Source organism: Enterobacter sp. WCHEn045836 (genome assembly GCF_003965585.1).
Taxonomy (GTDB): Bacteria; Pseudomonadota; Gammaproteobacteria; order Enterobacterales; family Enterobacteriaceae; genus Enterobacter; species Enterobacter dissolvens.
Map to the genome: position 1 here is coordinate 226,219 of NZ_RXPT01000001.1, position 21,054 is coordinate 247,272.

The following is a 21,054-nucleotide window of genomic DNA, read 5'->3' on the forward strand; positions in this document are numbered from 1 at the left end:
CCCCCTCTCCCTGTTGGAGAGGGCCGGGGTGAGGGGGAAATAACACCACAGGACACATTCATGGCATATACCACCTTTTCACAGACGAAAAACGACCAGCTCAAAGAGCCGATGTTCTTCGGCCAGCCGGTCAACGTGGCACGCTACGATCAGCAAAAATATGACATCTTCGAAAAGCTGATTGAAAAGCAACTCTCCTTCTTCTGGCGTCCGGAAGAAGTTGACGTTTCCCGCGACCGTATCGATTTCCAGGCGTTGCCGGAGCACGAAAAACACATTTTCATCAGCAACCTGAAGTACCAGACGCTGCTGGACTCCATTCAGGGTCGTAGCCCGAACGTCGCCCTGCTGCCGCTGATCTCCATTCCGGAACTGGAAACCTGGGTTGAAACCTGGGCGTTCTCTGAGACGATCCACTCCCGCTCATACACCCATATTATCCGCAACATCGTTAACGATCCGGCGGTGGTGTTTGACGATATCGTCACCAACGAGCAGATTCAGAAACGCGCGGAAGGGATCGCCCACTACTACGACGAGCTGATCGAGATGACCAGCTACTGGCATCTGCTGGGCGAAGGCACCCACAACGTGAACGGTAAAACCGTCACCGTGAACCTGCGCGCGCTGAAAAAGCAGCTGTACCTGTGCCTGATGAGCGTTAACGCGCTGGAAGCCATCCGCTTCTACGTGAGCTTTGCCTGCTCCTTCGCCTTTGCCGAGCGCAAGCTGATGGAAGGGAACGCCAAAATCATCCGTCTGATCGCCCGTGACGAAGCCCTGCACCTGACCGGCACCCAGCACATGCTGAACCTGCTGCGCAGCGGTGCAGACGACCCGGAGATGGCGGAAATCGCTGAAGAGTGCAAACAGGAGTGCTACGACCTGTTCGTGCTGGCCGCACAGCAGGAGAAAGAGTGGGCAGACTACCTGTTCCGCGACGGCTCCATGATTGGCCTGAACAAAGACATCCTGTGCCAGTACGTTGAGTACATCACCAACATCCGTATGCAGGCTGTCGGTCTCGATCTGCCATTCCAGACGCGTTCCAACCCGATCCCGTGGATCAACACCTGGCTGGTGTCAGATAACGTGCAGGTGGCGCCACAGGAAGTGGAAGTGAGTTCTTACCTGGTCGGTCAGATTGATTCCGAAGTCAACACCGACGACCTGAGCGACTTCCAGCTCTGATGACACGCGTAACGCTGAGTCTTTCGGGTACAGAAGTGCTGTGCCAGGAAGAGCACCCTTCCCTGCTGGCGGCCCTTGAGGCGAATCAGGTGACGGTAGAGTACCAGTGTCGTGAAGGCTATTGCGGCTCCTGCCGCTGTCGTCTGGTCACCGGCCAGGTGGACTGGCTGACCGAACCGCTGGCCTTTATCAACGAAGGGGAAATTTTGCCCTGCTGCTGCCGGGCAAAAGGCGATATAGAAATCGAGATGTGATTGCCCTGGTTCCCTCTCCCGGTGGGAGAGGGTTAGGGTGAGAGCATCAGGCCGCAGAGCCTGATTGTCGGGTGGCGGCTTCGCCTTAGCCAACCTACAAAACCGACTTCCGGTGAATGAATTCGACCGCTTTATCCGGGAAATCCGTAAACAGTCCGTCCACGCCCGCCTGGTTGTACAACACCTCATAAAGCTGATCCACGTCCGTGGCATACGGCGGCAACTGGTCAGCACGCACCGTATACGGATGCACCTGCATCTTGCTGGCGTGCGCCTCTTTCACCATTGCCGTCAGCTTCACGTGGCCTGGGGTCGAGCCCTCCGCCACCAGCATGTGGTAATCCGGCCCGATGCCGTCGGCGTACTGCGCGATCTGTTTCATGGCACCCGGTTTGAACATCCAGTCGTAGTTGTAGTTTACCCACTTGCCGTCTGCCTGCTTCTCCTGGGTTTCATTCCAGTCAGTATAGGCAATCAGCTGTACCAGATTGAGATCCATCCCCATCTTCGGCTCCAGCTCGGTTTTGATGCGCTTTAGCTCGGCGGCGTCAAAACACTGCAGGTAAACTTTGTCCTTCTTGCTGGTGTAGCCGTACTGCTTCAGCACCTCCAGCGTCTTCGCGGCAATGTCTTTCCCTTCCTGATGGTGGAACCAGGGCGCTTTGATCTCCGGGTAGATACCGATGTTTTTACCGGTGGAGTGGTTCAGCCCCTGAACAAACTCAATCTCTTCCTGGAAGGTATGAATGCGGAAGTCGGACTTGCCCATCGGGAAACGTCCCGGATAAACCTGCACCTTCTTGCCGTTTTCAATCTCGAAGCCTTCGGTAAACTTCAGAGAGCGGATTTCATCCAGAGTAAAATCGATGGCGTAAAAACGGCCATCTTTACGGGCGCGGTCCGGGAAACGCTCCGCCACATCGGTCACGCGATCCAGATAGTGGTCATGCAGGACGACCAGTTGGTCGTCCTTTGTCATCACCAGATCCTGCTCAAGATAATCGGCCCCCTGCGCGTAGGCCATCGCTTTCGCCGGCAGCGTATGCTCCGGCAGATAGCCGCTTGCGCCGCGATGGGCAATAACGATTTTATCCGCCGCCAGTGCGGAGCCGGTCATCAGGCCCGCCAGCAGCAGACCGGTCGCTAATTGCGTTAATTTCATGGCAATGCTCCTTATTGACGACGCGCCAGCACGTCCGCGTGGTGACGTTTTTCACCGATCATCACCACAATCAGCAGCAGTACCGCCAGCACGCTGCCGCCGATCATCACCATAAAGCCGCCGTCCCAGCCGAAGAAGTCAACGGTATAGCCCACAATAGCGCTCGCCGCGACCGAACCGCCCAGGTAGCCGAACAGACCGGTAAAGCCTGCCGCCGTACCGGCTGCTTTTTTCGGTGCCAGTTCCAGCGCATGCAGACCGATCAACATAACAGGACCATAAATCAGGAAGCCGATGACGATCATACAGGTCATATCCACGCCCGGGTTACCCGGCGGGTTGAGCCAGTAGACGACGGTGGCAATGGTCACGAGCGTCATAAAGAAGACGCCCGTTGCGCCACGGTTGCCCTTAAATACTTTGTCCGACATCCAGCCGCAAATCAGCGTCCCCGGGATCCCCGCGTATTCGTACAGGAAGTAGGCCCAGGAGGATTTATCCAGCGCGAAATGCTTCACCTCTTTCAGGTAGGTCGGTGACCAGTCGAGGATGCCGTAGCGCAGCAGGTAAACAAACACGTTCGCCACCGCGATATACCACAGCAGTTTGTTCGGCAGCACGTACTTCATGAAGATCTGCTTTGCCGTCAGCTCTTCTTCGTGCTTCTCGCTGTAATCATCCGGATAGTCGTTTTTGTACTCCTCAATCGGCGGCAGGCCGCAGGACTGCGGTGTATCGCGCATCAGCGCAAAGGCGATAATCGCCACCAGAATGGCGCCAAAGGCAGGCATATAGAGCGCAGCGTGCCAGTCGTTGAACCAGGCCATCCCCAGCAGGAACAGCAGAGGCGGAATGCCGCCACCCACGTTATGCGCACAGTTCCACACCGACACGATACCGCCACGCTCCTTTTGCGACCACCAGTGCACCATGGTACGCCCGCATGGCGGCCATCCCATCCCCTGGAACCAGCCACACAGGAACAACAGCACAAACATAATGGCGATGCTGGACGTTGCCCATGGCACAAAACCCATAAACAGCATCACCGCCGCCGCCAGGATCAGACCGGCTGGCAGGAACACGCGCGGATTCGAGCGATCCGACACCGATCCCATGATAAATTTCGAAAAGCCGTAGGCGATGGAGATCCCCGACAGCGCGAACCCGAGATCGCCACGTGAAAAGCCCTGCTCAACCAGATAAGGCATGGCGAGGGCAAAGTTTTTACGCACAAGGTAATACGCCGCATACCCGAAGAAGATCCCCAGGAAGATTTGCCAGCGCAGGCGGCGGTAAAGCGGATCTATTTCTGCCTCTGGCAGACGCGCCCGGTGCGGCGCAGGTTTAAAGATACTGAGCATGACAGCCTCCGTGGCCATGTATTGAATTTACAGGGGTTTAACTGCCCCAAACTCCAGTAAGGCGGGGATGTTAAGAAATCACGGTGATTGTTACTGTGAATCAACGCACAAATTGTTACAGAAATATGACAACATGCGCAAAAAAGCGCATGGAATCACGTTTCACTTTCGAATTTCGCTCGTTTGTGTTCGAAATCAAACAAACCACAGTTTTCATGTGGCTAAATGATAAAAAACGAACACAGAGGGATGACAATGACAATTCACGATCCACGCTACAGCGATGTGATTATCATTGGCGGGGGGGCGACCGGCGCTGGCATCGCACGCGACTGTGCGCTCAGAGGGCTGAGCGTCACGCTCCTGGAGCGCCATGATATTGCGACCGGCGCTACCGGACGCAATCATGGCCTGCTGCACAGCGGCGCCCGCTACGCCGTCACCGACGGCGAATCGGCACGCGAATGTATCGCCGAAAATCAGATCCTGCGACGTATCGCCCGCCACTGCATTGAACCGACCGACGGCCTGTTTATTACGCTTCCCGAAGACGATCTCGCCTTTCAGTCAACCTTCATTACCGCCTGTCAGGCGGCGGGAATTCAGGCGCAAGCCATTGACCCGGCCCTTGCGCGTCGCATCGAACCTTCGGTTAATCCGGCATTGACCGGGGCAGTAAAAGTCCCGGACGGCACCGTGGATCCGTTTCGTCTGACGGCGGCCAACATGCTGGACGCCCGCGAGCACAGCGCGCGGATCCTGACCGGCCATCAGGTTACCGGACTTATCCGTGAGGGGCATCGCATCGTGGGCGTGCGGGTCCTGGATACGCAGTACAACGAACACAGCGAGCTGTATGCCGCCGTGGTGGTCAACGCAGCGGGGATCTGGGGGCAACGCATCGCGGAATACGCCGATTTATCTGTGCGCATGTTCCCGGCCAAAGGCTCGCTGCTGATCCTCGACCACCGCATTAATAACCATGTCATCAACCGCTGCCGTAAACCGTCTGACGCAGACATCCTTGTACCCGGCGATACTATTTCGTTAATCGGCACCACCTCCACCCACGTGGACTACAGCGAGATTGACTACAATCGGGTCACCGCAGAAGAGGTCGACATCCTGCTGCGCGAAGGGGAAAAACTGGCGCCGGTAATGGCCCAGACCCGCATCCTGCGCGCCTACGCGGGTGTGCGCCCGCTTGTCGCCAGCGATAACGACCCAAGCGGACGCAACGTCAGCCGCGGCATTGTGCTGCTTGACCATGCCGCGCGCGACGGGCTGGACGGCTTCATCACCATCACCGGCGGTAAATTGATGACCTACCGCCTGATGGCCGAATGGGCGACGGATGCCGTCTGCCGCAAACTGGGCAATAGCGAACCGTGCGTGACCGCAGAACAGCCCCTGCCCGGCTCACGCCAGTCCACCGAGAAAACGCTGCAAAAAATTATCTCCCTGCCTGCCCCCCTGCGTGGTTCGGCTGTCTATCGCCATGGCGACAGAACACCTGTCTGGCTGGGTGAAGGGCGGCTGAGCCGCAGTCTGGTATGCGAGTGCGAGGCCGTTACCGCCGGGGAAGTGCAATACGCGGTGGAGAATCTGACGGTGAATAGCCTGCTCGATCTCCGCCGCCGCACCCGCGTCGGGATGGGCACCTGTCAGGGGGAGCTGTGTGCCTGCCGTGCCGCCGGGCTGCTGCAGCGTTTTCATACCACCACCGCCACCCAGTCGCTCGATCAGCTAAGCGATTTCTTAAACGAGCGCTGGAAAGGCATTCAGCCTGTCGCCTGGGGCGATGCCCTGCGTGAAAGCGAATTTACCCGCTGGGTGTACCAGGGGCTTTGCGGTCTTGAGAAGGAGCAGCGTGATGAAATTTGATACGGTGATCGTCGGCGGCGGGCTGGCGGGTCTGCTCTGTGGCATCAAACTCACGAAGCAGGGACTGCGCTGCGCCATTATCACCCGGGGCCAGAGCGCCCTGCACTTCTCGTCGGGCTCGCTGGATCTGGTGGATGAAACGTACCGCGAAAAACTGCCGGCCGAGCATCCTTATCACCTGACGGGCGCGCAGCACATTGACCGCTTTGCCCTGGAGACCGAAGCGCTGCTGGCGGATTGCGGCGCACGTATGCAGGGGAGCGCCAGGCAAAATCACGCGCGCGTCACGCCGCTTGGCACCCTGCGCTCGGCCTGGCTCAGCCCGGAGGAGGTGCCCGTTGCCCCGTTCAGGGCCACGCGCGTGCGGGTGGTGGGCATTAGCGGTTTTCTGGATTTTCAGCCCCATCTGGCGGCGGCCTCGCTCAGTCGCCAGGGGATCAGCGCTGAAACGGCAGAGATAGACCTTCCTGAGCTGGATGTTCTGCGCGACAACCCCAGCGAGTTTCGCGCGGTGAATATTGCCCGTTTTCTGGATAACGAAGAGAAATGGCCGCTGCTGTATGAGGCGCTCAAACCGCTTGCAGAGGGATGCGACGCGCTGTTTATGCCTGCCTGCTTTGGCTTGCAGGACAACCGGCTGTGGCGCTGGCTGTCCGACCGCCTGCCCTGCTCGCTCGGCCTGCTGCCAACGCTTCCCCCTTCCGTGCCCGGCATTCGCCTGCATACCCAGCTTCAGCGCCAGTTTGTGGCTCAGGGCGGTGTGTGGATGGCGGGTGATGAAGTGAAAAAAATCAGCCTGACTGACGGCGCGGTGAGCGAAATCTGGACGCGCAACCACGACGACATTCCGCTTCGCACGCGTTATGCGGTACTGGCAAGCGGCAGTTTCTTCAGCAACGGTCTGCTGAGCAGCCGGGACGGCATACGGGAAGCCATCATGGGGCTGGATGTCCGTCAGAGTACCTCTCGCGCGGACTGGTATCAGAGCGATTTCTTTGCCCCACAGCCCTGGCAACAGTTCGGGGTGATAGTGGATAAACAGCTGCATCCGCAACTTTCCGGAAAGCCAGTCACGAATCTCTACGCCATCGGCTCGCTGTTGGGCGGATACGATCCTATCGCCCAGGGCTGCGGCGGCGGTGTCTGCGCCATAACGGCGCTCTATGTGGCAGAGCAGATTTGCCAGCGCACGGAGGCTGAACAATGAACGATACCCGCTTTGAAAGCTGCATCAAATGCACGGTCTGCACCACCGTCTGCCCGGTCAGCGGCGTTAACCCGCGCTACCCCGGACCGAAACAGGCCGGGCCGGACGGCGAGCGCCTGCGTCTGAAGGACGGCGCGCTGTACGATGACGCGCTGAAATACTGCATCAACTGCAAACGGTGTGAAGTCGCCTGCCCGTCGGATGTGAAAATCGGTGACATCATTCAGCGCGCCCGGGCACGCTATAGCACGCAAAAACCGTCCCTGCGCGATGCCATTCTCAGCCATACCGATCTGATGGGCAGCGTCTCCACGCCGTTTGCCCCGCTGGTGAACGCCGCGACTTCGCTGAAACCGGTGCGCCAGCTGCTGGATGCCACGCTTAAGATCGACCATCACCGCAGCCTGCCCAAATATTCCCACGGCACCTTCCGCCGCTGGTACAAATCGGTGGCGGAAGACCAGGCGCGGTATGCCGATCAGGTGGCGTTCTTTCACGGCTGTTATGTGAACTACAACCACCCGCAACTGGGAAAAGATCTGCTGAAAGTGCTGAACGCCATGGGGACAGGCGTGCAGTTACTGAACAAGGAGAAATGCTGCGGTGTGCCGCTGATCGCCAACGGGTTTACCGATAAAGCGCGCAAACAGGCCAGAAGCAACGTCTCGTCGCTGCGTGAGGCCATCGTCGATAAAGGCATTCCGGTGCTGGCCACCTCCTCGACCTGCACCTTCACGCTGCGCGATGAGTATCCGCACCTGCTGGACGTGGACAACACCGGCCTGCGCGAACACATTGAGCTGGCAACGCGTTTCTTGTGGCGCAAACTGGACAGCGGGCAGACGTTACCACTGAAAAATCTCCCCCTGAAAGTGGTCTATCACACGCCATGTCATATGGAGAAAATGGGCTGGTCGCTCTACACGCTGGAACTGTTGCGGCTAATTCCAGGGCTGGAGCTGACGGTGCTGGATTCACGCTGCTGCGGCATTGCGGGGACGTACGGCTTTAAGCGTGAAAACTACGAAACCTCACAGGCGATTGGTGCGCCGCTGTTCCGCCAGATTGAAGAGAGCGGCGCCGATATCGTGGTGACCGACTGCGAAACCTGCAAGTGGCAGATAGAGATGTCCACCAGCAAGCGTTGCGAACATCCGATCACGCTGCTGGCAAAAGCGCTGGGTTAGGTATCGCCGGGGCCACCGCCCCGGCAAAACGGTTACTCAACGAACAGCGATTCCACCACGTTGATCCAGCCGTGCTCGCTGGCCACCTCTTTCCCTGCCAGCCAGCGACGCAGCATGTTCAGCGCCATCATGGCGCAGACTTCCTGACGCACCGCCAGGCTGTGGCGGGTGATACTCATTTTGACTCTTAAGGCATGTGTCCCTTCCGGCGTCGCCAGCGCAAAGTTGAGGTATTCCTCATCCATTCCGCCGACAAACAGCGCCAGACCGGCAAAATGGTTAACCCTGCGTTCTGAGGCCCAGCGCGCCGTCTGCGCCAGCGTCTCCTGCTGGAACGGCACCACCTCGCTGGCCAGCAGCGGAGCATTCACGCGCGACAGCTGCAGTGCCAGCAGGCCACCGGTGAACTGTTCGCTTAAGGTGACGCTCAGCTGGCGCGACTGCAGATGCGTTGCAATCTGCGCCGGTAGCCCTTCTGTGCCCTCGAAAATCAGACTTTCCCCTGCCACACGCTGCACTTCCGGCCAGAGCGCCAGCATCGCCGCTTTCTGGGTGGCCGGCCCGGTGAGCTTGAGTTCAATGATCGGCATGGACGAGCGATAGCCCATGGATACCCCCGGCGGCAGCGGCAGGTGATCGAGGCTCTGTGCCAGATCGCTTTCCGAGCGGCCAAAGGTGGTCAGGCGCAGGCAGACTGGCGGTTCAGGCAGGGTAAAACGCTGGCGAAGGCGCGGCAGGATCTGCTGTTCGACCATCACTTTAAATTCAGACGGGACACCCGGCGTGAAGAACATCAGGCAGCGGTTCAGTTGGACGGCGAATCCGCAGGCGGTCCCCACCGGGTTATCGACCAGTTCGGCACTGGCCGGGATTTCAGCCTGTTTGCGATTGCTGGGCGACATCACGCGGCCACGTTCGGAGAAGAAACGCTCCATGTGGGTCAGCCACTCTTCGTGCAACACCAGCCCTTCGCCTTTGGCGGTCGCAGCCGCCAGCGCGCTGAGATCGTCGCTGGTAGGGCCGAGCCCACCATTCACAATCAGCACGTCGCAGTGTTCGCTACGCTCGCGCAGAACAGTGACCAGCGACTCAAGATTGTCGCCTACGGTATTGCGGCGCGTTAACGGTAATCCTTGCTCAAAGAAAAGATCGGCAAGCCAGGCCGCATTGGTATCAATAATCTGTCCATGCAGCACTTCGTCGCCGGTGGATAACATCTCCACGTTAATCATTGTGTTCTCCCGCTTATAAGGTGAAAACACTATAGCGCAATCAGCGGCATGGAGAGGAGAGAAACTGGCGCGACGGACGCCGCGCCGGGGTGATTAGAAGCCTGCGCTGACGCCCACATACGGGCCGTCAGCCAACGCGTTGTCGCGGTTGCCGTCTTTGCCCGCCAGGTTCAGATAACGATAACCCGCTTCGATGGTAATCGGACGCATGATGGTCCAGCGCGCGCCAGCGTTGGCTTCTTCATAGCTGTCGATACCGCTGGAGAGGGAGTCCGGAGAATAGTAGTACTCACCAAACAGACCAAAGCTGTCGCCAATTTTCCACTGCAGACCGCCGCCCACAGCCGCCGCGTAGCCTTCGTCGCCGTCGTTCGGGTTGGTATAAATACCTTTACCGCCCACAGTCGCCAGGAACGGGCCGAGAGGAATGTTCAGACCCAGGCCGAGGCTTGCCGCATCGCCGTCGTCATCGTTATGCGTCCAGCCGCCGGTCATTGCCAGACCGGCAGTCTCGGTGCCCAGGCCAAAGCCCAGGTGGGTGTAATCCTGACCCGCCGAGCCGTTAAAGCTGATGGCGTTAGCCGCCGCCGAAACGAATATCAGGCCTAAGCCCATCAATGCCACTTTTTTCATTGTCGTGATCCCGCACAATTTTATAGAGAAGTCCCAAAATCGCGAGATTTTAACCTGAGACGCCAGGGGATCAAGCACTCTGCGTGCGGCCAGCAAGTAGATTGTAACGATTTGAAACGTGCGGCTTTTTTACGTCAGCAACAGAAAGCGCATTTTTACGCTCAGCCCGCCCAGCGTTTCGCTGCGGGAAAGCTGCAGATGGCTGCGGTGCAGCCGGGCAATGTCGCCCGCCAGCGCCAGCCCGATCCCTGATCCGGCGGCATCCCCCACGTTGTCCAGCCGGTGGAAAGGCAGCATGGCCTGATGTATCTGGTCATCGTCAATACCGGGGCCGCTATCCTCTACGCTGAGCTCAACGGCGCCCTGGTCGGTGCACAAGAATACGGTAACGATGCCCCCTGCCGGGGTATATTTGATCGCGTTCTCAAGCAGGTTGGCACACAGCTCGCCCAGCAGTACCTCATCACCTTCCATCATGACGGGTTGCTGAATGCCGTCGTAACCCAAATCGATCGCCTTGCTGCGCGCCTGTGCCAGCCGGGAGAAGCAGCAGTTCTGCACCACCTGCACCAGATCCACGGGGGCAAACTGGCGCTCCCCCTGCTCTTTGCGCTTCACCGTCGAGAGTTGCAACAGCCGTTCGGTGAGCACAAGGGTGTTATCGAGCGTCACATTCATCGCCCTCAGGCTCTCCTGCCACAGGGCAGGATCGTCGCGCGTCAGGGCGACAGAGACCTGGGTTTTCAGCACGGCCAGCGGCGTTTTAAGCTGATGCGAGGCATCGGCGTTAAAGCGTTCCTGCCGTGAGAGCACGCCGCGAAGCCTGTCAATATAGCGGTTAAAGGCCACGATCAGCAGCCGGGTTTCGGACCAGGGCAACAGCTCCGGCAACGGTGCGAGCAGGCCAGGATCGCGTCGCACCATCAAAGATGAGAGCTGGCGCATCGGGCGCAGCACGCGGCGCAGCAACCACGCGGTCAGCACCAGCGTCAGCAGCACCAGCAGCCCCTGGGAGACCCACGACGAAAAGAGTAACTGGCTGGCGAGATAGCGGCGGGACTGGAGTGTCTCCGCCACATATATCTCGGCCATGCCAACAATATTATCTTCATTGACGGGTTGCAGCAAGCGCGCCACCCGAATCGCCTGTCCGCGATACTCGGTATGATAAAACCAGGCCAGCGCCGGATAGAGGGTGGTGCGCGAGGTTGCCGGCGGCATCTTCGGCAGATCGTCATAACCGGAGATCACCCGTCCGTCGGGATCGACCACCTTGTAATAGAGCCGGTCGTTCATATTCAGTTCAAAACTGTCGAGTACCACCCAGGGCACATTTACCCCAAGCTTACCGTCATGAACCACCAGCTGCTCCGATATGGTGCGCGCAGAGGATAACAGCGTGCGGTCGTATGCCTGCGTCGCCGCCTGCAGCGCGCTGACGTAGCTGTTAAAGGCCGATAACCCCCACAGCAACAGCAGTGGCAGGCCGAGAAAAAGCAGCAGCTGCAGATAAAGCGACTGAGGCTTAACCCACTTCATCGCCGCACTCCAGCACATAGCCCAGCCCGCGCAGGGTGGTGATCCGCACGCCGCTGCCGCTCAGCTTTTTGCGCAGACGATGGATGTAGAGATCGAGACTCTCCGGGCTGACGTCGTCATTCAGGCTAAACACCTGGTCGAACAGCTGCTGCCGGGAGACAGGCCGGGTGCGGCGATGCATCAGCACCTTCAGCAGCGACAGTTCGCGCGGGGTGAGCGCGAGCGGCTCATCGCGCAGCAGGAAAAAACCGTCGTCGTCATACTCCAGCTCTCCCAGGCGCTGACGCTCCTGGGTCCGCCCCTCGCTTCTGCGCAGCAGGGCACGCAGGCGGGCGTCAAGCTCCTCCAGTTCGAACGGTTTTGGCAGATAATCATCCGCTCCGGCGTTCAGCCCTTTCACCCGATCCGCCACGTTGCTGCGTGCGGTGAGAAACAGCACCGGCAAGGTCTGGCCGCGTTTTCGCAAACGGTGTACCACCTCCAGGCCGTCAAAACCGGGCATGCCGATGTCGAGGATCGCCACCGCGTAGTTTTCCCCCTGCAGAAGATGATCGGCCGCGCGACCGTCAGAAACGCAATCCACGGCAAAGCCCTCCTGCACCAGCGCTTTCTCCAGCCAGTGAGCCAGCTCACGATTATCTTCCGCCAGTAAGAGACGCATATCACATCCTGTAAAGTTGGTGTCGCGTTGAAAGGGAAATGAAAGGTTAATGTTTTAACAATCACGCAACGGAACCGCTACAAGGTGGTTCACATAATCAGAAAAAAACCCGTACCCGTACTCCCGGATCGCCGGCGTGAGGATAAACGATGAAAAAACAATTACTTTCAACGCTTGCTGCAAGCGTATTGATGATGAGTGCCTCTGTTGTCCAGGCGCAGGACGCCCCGTCCCGCACCGAATGTATCGCCCCGGCCAAACCGGGTGGTGGTTTCGATCTCACCTGTAAACTGATTCAGGTCAGCATGCTGGAGACGAAGGCCATCGAGAAACCCATGCGTGTGACCTACATGCCTGGCGGCGTGGGTGCGGTAGCTTATAACGCGATTGTCGCGCAACGTCCGGCGGAAGCCGGCACGGTGGTGGCCTTCTCCGGCGGCTCGCTGCTCAACCTTTCTCAGGGCAAGTTTGGCCGCTACGGCGTGGATGACGTGCGCTGGCTGGCCACCGTCGGCACCGACTACGGCATGATTGCGGTGCGCGCGGATTCCCCGTGGAAATCCCTGAAAGATTTGCTCACCGCGATGGAAAAAGACCCCAACAGCGTGGTGATTGGTGCCGGTGCCTCTATCGGCAGTCAGGACTGGATGAAAGCGGCCCTGCTGGCGCAGCAGGCGAAAGTGGATCCGCACAAAATGCGCTACGTGGCGTTTGAGGGCGGCGGTGAACCGGTGACGGCGCTGATGGGCAATCACGTACAGGCGGTTTCCGGCGATCTCAGCGAAATGGTGCCCTACCTCAGCGGCGATAAAATCCGCGTGCTGGCGGTCTTCTCCGAAAACCGCCTGCCGGGCCAGCTGGCAAACGTCCCTACCGCCAAAGAGCAGGGTTATAACCTGGTCTGGCCGATTATCCGCGGCTTCTTCGTCGGGCCAAAAGTCACCGATGCGGAATATCAGTGGTGGGTCGACACCTTTAACAAACTCCAGCAGACCGAGGAGTTTAAAAAGCAGCGCGATCTGCGCGGGCTGTTCGAGTTCAACCTGAGCGGCAAGCAGCTGGACGACTACGTTAAAAAACAGGTGAATGACTACCGCGAACAGGCGAAAGCCTTTGGCCTGGCCAAATAACCGGAGGTGCTATGAGCGATCGCATTTTTGCCGGGATCTGGTTGTTGCTCTGCATTGGCGGGATGTTCGTCGCCTGGCAGATCCACAGCGAATACAGCTATGAACCGGTGGGGCCACGCCCCTTTCCCATGGGCATTGTCGGCCTGATGCTGCTCTGTTCGGTGGCCTTGCTGTTACGCCATCCGGATACCGTAGAGTGGCCGCCTAAGCGCATTCTGCAGCGGCTGCTGGTGATGGTCATTGTCCTGCTGATGTACGCCTGGGGCTTTGAGTGGCTCGGCTTCCCGGTAGCGACCGCCATCCTGACGATGGTGATCGGCATACTGTTTAACGCCAGCCTCCCGGCGGCGGGGATCTCGGGCGTGGTGATGGGCATTTTCCTCTGGTACGCCTTTGACCGTCTGCTGGATGTGACGCTGCCGCCTGGCGCCTGGCTTAATTAACGGAGCACGCTATGGATACCTGGATTTACCTCTCACAGGGGTTCGCTGTGGCGATGACCCCGGAAAACCTGGTGATCGCTCTGATCGGCTGCTTTGTCGGCACGATCGTCGGTCTGCTGCCCGGCCTTGGGCCCATCAACGGGGTCGCTATTTTGCTCCCGCTGGCGTTTGCCCTGCATCTGCCTGCGGAATCGGCCCTGATCCTGCTGGCGACGGTCTACATCGGCTGTGAATATGGCGGCCGTATCTCGTCAATACTGCTCAACGTACCCGGGGATGCGGCGGCCATTATGACCGCGCTGGATGGCTACCCGATGGCGCGGCAGGGGCGCGGCGGCGTGGCACTGTCCATCTCCGCCGTGAGTTCGTTCTTTGGCTCGCTGATTGCCATTGGCGGCATCATTCTGTTTGCCCCTGCGCTGGCCCAGTGGTCGCTGGCGTTTGGTCCGGCAGAATATTTTGCCCTGATGGTCTTCGCCATCGCCTGTCTCGGCAGCATGATGGCGCAAAACCCACTGAAATCGTTTTTGTCTGCGCTGATTGGCTTAGGGTTAGCCACCGTCGGCGTGGATGCCAACACCGGGGTGTATCGCTTTACCTTCGACAGCGTTCACCTGTCCGACGGCGTGCAGTTTATCGTGGTCGTGATTGGTCTGTTCTCTGTCTCTGAGATCTTACTGATGCTGGAACATACCAGCAGCGGGCAGACGCTGGTGCGTAAAACCGGCCGGATGCTCTTTAGCGCCAAAGAGGGCGCGCAGTGTATCGGCACCACGCTGCGCTCTTCAGTGATTGGCTTCTTTGTTGGTATTTTGCCGGGTGCCGGCGCGACAATCGCCAGCGCCATTACCTATATGACGGAGAAAAAACTCAGCGGTAACAGCGACAGCTTTGGTAAAGGGGATATTCGCGGGGTTGCCGCACCTGAGGCGGCCAATAATGCCTCGGCCTGCGGCTCGTTTATACCAATGCTCACCCTGGGCGTGCCCGGCTCCGGCACCACGGCGGTGATGATGGGCGCGCTGACGCTTTATAACATCACGCCGGGACCGGCAATGTTTACCGAGCAGCCGGACATCGTCTGGGGGCTGATTGCGGCGCTGCTGATCGCCAACGTGATGCTGCTGGTGATGAACATCCCGCTGATTGGTCTGTTCACCCGCATGCTGACCATTCCACTGTGGTTCCTGGTACCCGCAATCGCAGCCGTCTCGGCGGTGGGGGTGTATGCGGTACACAGCACCACCTTCGACCTGATTCTGATGGTGGCGCTGGGGGTGTTCGGCTACATCTTGCGTAAAATGCACTTCCCGATGTCGCCACTGATTCTGGGCTTTGTGCTGGGTGAGATGCTGGAGCAGAACCTGCGCCGCGCCCTGTCCATCAGCAATGGCAATGTCTCTATTCTGTGGGACAGCAATGTGGCGAAAGTTCTGCTGGCGATGGCAATCGTGGTGGTGGTCGTGCCGCCGGTGCTGCGCCTGCTACGCCGCCGTCAGCGTAAACCGCAGCCCGATATCGGCTGATTACCCTGACAGTTGGGCATTCACCCACTGTGTTAACGCCTGGCGGGAGATCTTAATCCCGCCATTTTTCAGCTCTGATGGCAGCACCAGCCAGTGCACGGGCTGCTCAAATCGCGCCAGTTTGCCCTGAATCCATTCCGTGAATTGGGCGATATCCGTTCCCGGTTCACACTCCACTACCGCCACCGGACGCTGACCAAATTCGGCGTCATTCAGCGGGACAATGAAGACCTGGCTGATGTGCGGATGGGTCGCGATAACCCGCTCCAGGCTCTCCGGCTGGATCCCTTCGCCTCCGCTGAAAAAGAGGTTATCCATCCGACCGAGGATCGTCAGGCGGCCATCATGCAGCTCGCCGCGATCGCGGGTGGCGAACCAGCCCTCTGAATTCGTGAGCGGTAACAACGCACCGTCGCGCCAGTAGCCTGAGGCCATGCTTTGCGCCCTGATCCACACTTCACCGTTAACGACCTGCACCTCTCTGCCCGGCAGCGCACTGCCCACGTCCGGTTCACCGTCAGCCTCTTTCGCACAGACGGTAGAGGCAAACTCCGTCAGGCCGTAGCCGCAGAATGTGCAGATCCCCTGCTCACGCGCCTGTTGCGTCAGTTCAACGGGGATAGCGGCCCCGCCCAGCAGTACCGCTTTCAGCGCGATCCGCTGGTGGGTATTAAGCAGACGCCAGAGCTGGGTTGGCACCAGCGAGGCATGCGTACACCCCTGTAAAGCCTGCTCCAGCGGCTGCTTCTCGCGTACGGTTAAGCGCGCGCCAGCCTGCAGCCAGCGCCATAAGATCCCCTGCCCGGAGACATGAAACAGCGGCAGCGACAGCAGCCAGTCGTCATCGTCGCCATAGGGCATCAGCGCGAGGACGCCCTCAGCGCTGGCAAGATGCGCCCCGCAGGTATGAACGGCCGCTTTCGGCAGCCCGGTAGAGCCGGAGGTGAGCGTCATTGAGGCCAGTCGCTCAGGTTGCCACGCCGCATGGTATTCACCAGACAGCGCATGCAGGCTCAGGGCAGCAAGCCCATCGTAGTGACCATCCAGCACCAGCGCAAAACGCAACGTCATCTGCGGAAGTAATACCTCCAGCAGCGGACGCGGCAGTTGCGGGTTAACGGGAAGGATACGCGCGCCGCACTGGAGTAGCGCCAGCCATGCCAGCAGGGTCTGCGGGTGATTATGGGCGAGCAGCAGCACGCCGTCACCCGCCTCCACGCCCTGCTGCTGGAACCCCGCCGCAAGGCTGTCGATGCGCGTACACAGCTGTTGCCAGCTGAGCACCTCGTCATTCAGGCGCAGAGCCGGTTTATCAGCACGCTGCACGCGCCAGTGCCGCCACGGCCAGTCGGTAAAACTCATTGCAACGGCTCCAGCGCCTCAACGCCCGCGCACGGCAGCGCGCTCCCCGGCCACGGGCGAATGAGCTGGGTTTGCATCAGGTTTAGCGTGTCCAGCCCGGGGATGGTGTCGGGCGTTAACCAGGCGGCAATGCGTGCCAGCTGCGTCAGCCCAAGGCTGGATTCGATGGAGGAGCTGATCACCGCCGTCAGCCCTGCGGCATGCGCTGCCGCCACCTGTTCACGCACCTTTGCCAGACTGCCCGTCAGGGTCGGCTTTATGACCACGGCGCTGACGCCCGGCTCGGCGCTAAAGACAAAATCCGCCTCGCGCAGACTTTCATCCCAGGCGATGGCAATGCCGGTTTCTCGGGCAAAGGCGCGTGAATCCTCACGGGTTTTGCATGGCTCTTCCAGAAAGGCAATGCGGCTGCGGTACGCCGGGTTGACGTACTTTGCAAACTGCTGCGCCTTAAGCGGCGTCCAGGCGCGGTTGGCATCCAGACGCAGGCGCAGATCGGGGATCGCTTCCAGCAACAGGTTAGCGACCATCCCGTCGCGTACCGCTTCGTAAAGACCGACTTTGATTTTCGCCACTTTCTCGCCGGGCATTGCGCTGAGCAATGCAAACAGCTCGTCCGGATCGCCCGTGCAGAGCGGCGCGGCACGGTAATCGGCCTCATCAGGCAGGCTACCGTCGAGCTCCGCAAGCGCGCTGCTGATGCCAAACGCGACGGAAGGCACATCCGGCAGCGGCGGATTCACGCCTGAACGCCATTCCTCTACCCATGCCACCAGCGCAGCCTGCGCCTCCTCCAGCGACTCCAGGCTAAAGCCCGGCAGAGGCGAAATCTCGCCCCAGCCCTGCCCTTCGCCCTGCTGCAGTTGCACGAAGAAGCCATCACGGGTTTTTAACCGCCGTTCACGCAGCACCACGCCCGCGTCCATCGGTATCTGCCAGCGGTAAACCTGCGCGCGACGCATTACGGGTTCCGTTTGTATTTGCTGAAGTCTGGCTGGCGTTTTTCGTTAAACGCGTTGCGTCCTTCCTGGCCCTCTTCGGTCATGTAGAACAGCATGGTGGCGTTACCTGCCAGCTCCTGCAGACCCGCCTGACCGTCACAGTCGGCGTTCAGGGCCGCTTTCAGGCAACGCAGCGCCATTGGGCTATTCTGCAGCATTTCGCGACACCAGCGAACGGTCTCTTTTTCGAGATCGGCAATTGGCACCACGGTGTTAACCAGTCCCATGTCCAGCGCTTCCTGGGCATTGTACTGGCGGCACAGGAACCAGATTTCACGGGCTTTTTTCTGACCAACAATGCGCGCCATGTAGGAAGCCCCCCATCCGCCGTCGAAGGAGCCGACTTTCGGGCCGGTCTGGCCGAAGATGGCGTTCTCTGCGGCAATCGTCAGATCGCACATCATGTGCAGCACGTGACCGCCGCCGATAGAGTAGCCCGCCACCATGGCCACCACCGGTTTTGGACAGGTGCGGATCTGACGCTGGAAATCGAGGACGTTCAGGTGATGGGTACCCGCATCGTCCTGATATCCGCCGTAGTCACCGCGCACTTTCTGATCGCCACCGGAGCAGAACGCTTTTTCGCCTTCCCCGGTCAGGACGATGACGCCGATGTTGTCGTCATAGCGCGCATCCGCCAGGGCCTGAATCATCTCTTTTACGGTCAGCGGACGGAACGCGTTGCGCACCTGCGGACGGTTAATGGTGATTTTGGCGATGCCGTCAGTCGATTTGTGATAGCGAATGTCGGTGTAGCCTTCGGAGCAGTCTTGCCATTCAACCGGTGCATAGAGCATGTTTTCATCAGGATAGATCATAGTGTGTCCTTTATTCGACGACGCAGTATCTGAGCCAGACTCGCGCTAACCGCCCCGGGATTTTCCCGGTGGGCGTTGTGTCCGGCGTTTGGAATGACATGGCGAACCGCGTTCAGTTCAGCGGCCAGGGCCGCGAACTTCTCGTCACGTTCGCCATAGAGATAATCAAAAGGGAAATTTCGCGCGCTGAGTGCGGCACGCAGGTCTGGTTGCACGGCGAGCGAGGTTGCCTCAAGCATCATCGCCAGGTTTGTGCCCGCGTTGCGACAGCGCAGGGCGATGAGCGCCCTGCGCTGGCTGTCCGTGAGGGAGGCAAAGACAGGCTGTTGATACCAGTCGGCAAAAACATTTGAGAGGGGCTGCGTGCGAAAACGCTGCGCCCACAGATGGTCGGATGCAGACCTTGCCTCTCGCGCTGCGACCCCCTGCAGACCCGGATGCCCGCCCTCCACGATGATGCCGCGAAGCCCCGCAGGATCCTGGCAGGCATGGAACATCGCAATGCGGCCACCGAGGGAGTACCCCACCAGCCAGTAGTTAAGTATGTTGTAACTAACAAGGGTTCGGGTAAGCACGTCACACACCTCTTCGAACCCCGTGACACCCATACTGGCGGACCGGCCGTGACCCGGCAGGTCGAGATAAAGCCGGGGGTAATCGCCGAGCGCCTCCCCGACCGTCTGCCACTCGTGGCAATCCCCGGAAAATCCATGCAAAAAGACCAGCCAGGGGTAGCCTGGTTTACCGGCCTGTTGCACGCCTGCGAGGATCACAGGTGGCTCACCTGCGCCAGCAGGCTTTGCAGCTTCTGCGCACCGTCAGCTTCGTTGACGACCAGTTCAATCAGCGTTGCACCGGGCTGTCGCCAGGCACTGCTCAGGGCGGCATCCAGCGCTTCCCAGTTTTCCGGGCGATGGTATGTCAGATTAAACATCGCTGCGGCATGTTCAAACTGCACGTTCTGCGGCATCAGATAGAAGCGCTCGCGTTCACTCTGCGGTGTCGGCAGCAGGGAGAAAATCTGTCCGCCGTTATTGTTGACCACAATCAGCACAAACGGCGCCGACACCTGACGCAGCAGCGCCAGCGCATTGAGATCGTACAGCGCCGAAAGATCGCCCACGATCGCCAGCGTGGATTTCGCGCTGGCTCGCTGCACACCCGCCGCCGTGGAGATCAACCCGTCAATGCCGCTGGCGCCACGGTTACTGTAGACCGGATAGCCCGCAGGCAGTTTTGAGAACGCATCAATCAGACGCACCACCAGGCTGTTGCCGACAAACAACTGCCCCTGCTCCGGCAGATACCGGTGAATACGGTGCGCCAGCTCTGCTTCACCAAAACTTTCGCATTGTGCGCGGGTCAACTCCCACGCCTGACGCGACAGCGCCGGGATCGCAACGGCCCACGGGGTGCGCTTTTCCGCCGGGTGCAGCGCCAGCCAGGCATCGATCTCGCTTACCAGACGACGACCGCGATGGTGCGCCGGATCGAGCCGCCCTTCCAGCGGATCCACCAGCCAGTACTCTTCCGGAGTGCAGGTTGCCTGCCACTGCAGTAACCGCTTGCCGGTCAGGCTTGAACCCAGCTGAACCACAATCTGCGCCTGCGCCAGCTCAGTGACCGCTTTCGCATTCCCGAGCCAGAGATCGGCACACGGCAGCGGCTGTCCGGTCTGGGACAGCACGTCGCCAATCAGCGGCCAGCCAAGGGTGTGTGCCCATTCGGCCACCTGCCTGCCTTCGGCGGCGCTCATGCGCCCGGCAATAACCACGCCACGCTTTTGCCGCCAGAAGAACCAGTCACGTTGCTTTACGCTCTCAAGGTGTGTCTGCTCACGCAGCCACGGCTTTTCGCTCTCCCACCAGTCGCCAAGCTGCTGCTGCCAGGCAAGACCGGTGTCGTCCATTTCGCCATACAGCGGCTCGGCAAACGGACAGTTAATATGTAACGCCCCGCTGCGCAACGTCTCCATGGCGTGATCGACGGTCGAGACCAGCCAGCTTGCGGGAATGTCCTGCGTGGGTCGGGGTAACGAAACCGTCTGCGAAGGATGCGAGGCAAAGAGGCCCGGCTGACGAATAGCCTGGTTCGCCCCGCAGTCAATAAGCTCCGGCGGGCGATCGGCCGTCAGCAGAACCAGTTTCTCACCGGTCAGCCCGGCTTCAATAAGGGCCGGATAGAGGTTTGCCACAGCGGTACCAGAGGTGACGATCACCGCCACCGGTTCCTTGCTGACCTTTGCCAGCCCCAGCGCCAGGTGGCCCAGGCCGCGCTCGTCAAAATGGGTGTGGTGAATAAATGCCCGGTTCTCTGCTGCCGCCAGCGTCAGCGGTGTGGAGCGTGAGCCCGGCGCAATACACACATGCCTGACGCCATGGCGAGTCAGGGCTTCAAGGATCACCGTCGCCCAGCGTCGGTTAAAAGAACTTACTGACATGAGATTGTCCGGTATCAAGA

19 protein-coding genes are annotated in these 21,054 nt (G+C 59.7%); 8 read left to right on the forward strand and 11 right to left on the reverse strand.

All coding sequences use genetic code 11. From position 1 onward, the window contains the following. Positions 1-60: 60 nt before the first annotated feature. Both nrdB and yfaE read left to right on the forward strand, forming a co-directional pair. A complete protein-coding gene (gene nrdB / locus EKN38_RS00995; protein ID WP_014832736.1) occupies positions 61-1,191 on the forward strand; it encodes a class Ia ribonucleoside-diphosphate reductase subunit beta in 1,131 nt (376 codons plus the stop codon). Then, on the forward strand, positions 1,191-1,445 hold the full coding sequence (gene yfaE / locus EKN38_RS01000; RefSeq protein WP_014832737.1) for a class I ribonucleotide reductase maintenance protein YfaE: 255 nt from the start codon (positions 1,191-1,193) through the stop codon (positions 1,443-1,445). Before nrdB ends, yfaE begins: the two co-directional genes overlap by 1 nt. A gap of 94 nt (positions 1,446-1,539) precedes the next feature. Here the strand turns inward: yfaE and glpQ are convergent, their stop codons facing one another. Both glpQ and glpT read right to left on the reverse strand, forming a co-directional pair. After that, on the reverse strand, positions 1,540-2,607 hold the full coding sequence (gene glpQ / locus EKN38_RS01005) for a glycerophosphodiester phosphodiesterase (RefSeq protein WP_014832738.1): 1,068 nt from the start codon (positions 2,605-2,607) through the stop codon (positions 1,540-1,542). An 11-nt stretch (positions 2,608-2,618) separates the two neighbouring features. Next, entirely contained in the window at positions 2,619-3,971 is a 1,353-nt protein-coding gene (gene glpT, locus EKN38_RS01010; RefSeq protein ID WP_013098018.1) for a glycerol-3-phosphate transporter, read from the reverse strand. Positions 3,972-4,226: 255 nt separating this feature from the next. On the opposite strand from glpT, the gene glpA reads away from it, so the two are divergent. The 3 genes from glpA to glpC are packed head-to-tail and all read left to right on the forward strand — an operon-like array spanning position 4,227 to position 8,249. Beyond that, the gene (gene glpA, locus EKN38_RS01015) at positions 4,227-5,855 is read left to right on the forward strand and encodes an anaerobic glycerol-3-phosphate dehydrogenase subunit A (protein ID WP_013098019.1); all 1,629 of its coding nucleotides are present in this window, start codon (positions 4,227-4,229) and stop codon (positions 5,853-5,855) included. After that, complete coding sequence (gene glpB / locus EKN38_RS01020) at positions 5,845-7,062, forward strand: glycerol-3-phosphate dehydrogenase subunit GlpB (RefSeq protein WP_014832739.1); 1,218 nt, start codon at positions 5,845-5,847, stop codon at positions 7,060-7,062. The genes glpA and glpB overlap by 11 nt, the downstream gene beginning before the upstream one ends. Next, positions 7,059-8,249, forward strand: a complete 1,191-nt coding sequence (glpC, locus tag EKN38_RS01025) for an anaerobic glycerol-3-phosphate dehydrogenase subunit GlpC (protein ID WP_014832740.1) — start codon at positions 7,059-7,061, stop codon at positions 8,247-8,249. The genes glpB and glpC overlap by 4 nt, the downstream gene beginning before the upstream one ends. Positions 8,250-8,281: 32 nt before the next feature. On the opposite strand, the gene EKN38_RS01030 is transcribed toward glpC, so the two are convergent. From EKN38_RS01030 to tctD, 4 genes are all read right to left on the reverse strand, one after another. Next, on the reverse strand, positions 8,282-9,481 hold the full coding sequence (locus EKN38_RS01030) for a nicotinamide mononucleotide deamidase-related protein YfaY (protein ID WP_046888290.1): 1,200 nt from the start codon (positions 9,479-9,481) through the stop codon (positions 8,282-8,284). Positions 9,482-9,574: 93 nt separating this feature from the next. Beyond that, entirely contained in the window at positions 9,575-10,114 is a 540-nt protein-coding gene (locus tag EKN38_RS01035) for a YfaZ family outer membrane protein (RefSeq protein ID WP_013098023.1), read from the reverse strand. Positions 10,115-10,243: 129 nt separating this feature from the next. Further along, positions 10,244-11,653: a sensor histidine kinase gene (locus EKN38_RS01040; protein WP_014832742.1), complete on the reverse strand. Its 1,410-nt coding sequence runs from the start codon at positions 11,651-11,653 to the stop codon at positions 10,244-10,246. After that, positions 11,640-12,314 (reverse strand): transcriptional regulator TctD, encoded by a 675-nt coding sequence (gene tctD, locus EKN38_RS01045; protein WP_014832743.1) that lies wholly within the window; start codon positions 12,312-12,314, stop codon positions 11,640-11,642. Before tctD ends, EKN38_RS01040 begins: the two co-directional genes overlap by 14 nt. 149 nt (positions 12,315-12,463) lie before the next feature. Here tctD and EKN38_RS01050 point away from each other — a divergent pair, with 149 nt between their 5' ends. From EKN38_RS01050 to EKN38_RS01060, 3 genes are read left to right on the forward strand one after another with little or no spacing between them, the layout of a single operon-like run. Next, complete coding sequence (locus tag EKN38_RS01050; RefSeq protein ID WP_014832744.1) at positions 12,464-13,444, forward strand: Bug family tripartite tricarboxylate transporter substrate binding protein; 981 nt, start codon at positions 12,464-12,466, stop codon at positions 13,442-13,444. 11 nt (positions 13,445-13,455) lie between these two features. Continuing rightward, complete coding sequence (locus EKN38_RS01055) at positions 13,456-13,887, forward strand: tripartite tricarboxylate transporter TctB family protein (RefSeq protein WP_014832745.1); 432 nt, start codon at positions 13,456-13,458, stop codon at positions 13,885-13,887. 11 nt (positions 13,888-13,898) lie between these two features. Next, positions 13,899-15,413 carry a tripartite tricarboxylate transporter permease gene (locus EKN38_RS01060; protein WP_014832746.1) on the forward strand — a complete coding sequence of 505 codons (1,515 nt, stop codon included), beginning with the start codon at positions 13,899-13,901 and terminating at the stop codon, positions 15,411-15,413. Here the strand turns inward: EKN38_RS01060 and menE are convergent, their stop codons facing one another. From menE to menD, 5 genes are read right to left on the reverse strand one after another with little or no spacing between them, the layout of a single operon-like run. Further along, positions 15,414-16,775: an o-succinylbenzoate--CoA ligase gene (gene menE / locus EKN38_RS01065; RefSeq protein ID WP_014832747.1), complete on the reverse strand. Its 1,362-nt coding sequence runs from the start codon at positions 16,773-16,775 to the stop codon at positions 15,414-15,416. Beyond that, a complete protein-coding gene (menC, locus tag EKN38_RS01070) occupies positions 16,772-17,737 on the reverse strand; it encodes an o-succinylbenzoate synthase (RefSeq protein ID WP_014832748.1) in 966 nt (321 codons plus the stop codon). Before menC ends, menE begins: the two co-directional genes overlap by 4 nt. Beyond that, positions 17,737-18,594: a 1,4-dihydroxy-2-naphthoyl-CoA synthase gene (menB, locus tag EKN38_RS01075; RefSeq protein WP_014832749.1), complete on the reverse strand. Its 858-nt coding sequence runs from the start codon at positions 18,592-18,594 to the stop codon at positions 17,737-17,739. Before menB ends, menC begins: the two co-directional genes overlap by 1 nt. Continuing rightward, positions 18,591-19,367, reverse strand: a complete 777-nt coding sequence (menH, locus tag EKN38_RS01080) for a 2-succinyl-6-hydroxy-2,4-cyclohexadiene-1-carboxylate synthase (RefSeq protein WP_014832750.1) — start codon at positions 19,365-19,367, stop codon at positions 18,591-18,593. Before menH ends, menB begins: the two co-directional genes overlap by 4 nt. Next, positions 19,364-21,034, reverse strand: coding sequence for a 2-succinyl-5-enolpyruvyl-6-hydroxy-3-cyclohexene-1-carboxylic-acid synthase (gene menD / locus EKN38_RS01085; RefSeq protein WP_014832751.1), 1,671 nt, complete (start codon positions 21,032-21,034; stop codon positions 19,364-19,366). Before menD ends, menH begins: the two co-directional genes overlap by 4 nt. Positions 21,035-21,054 lie beyond the last annotated feature (20 nt).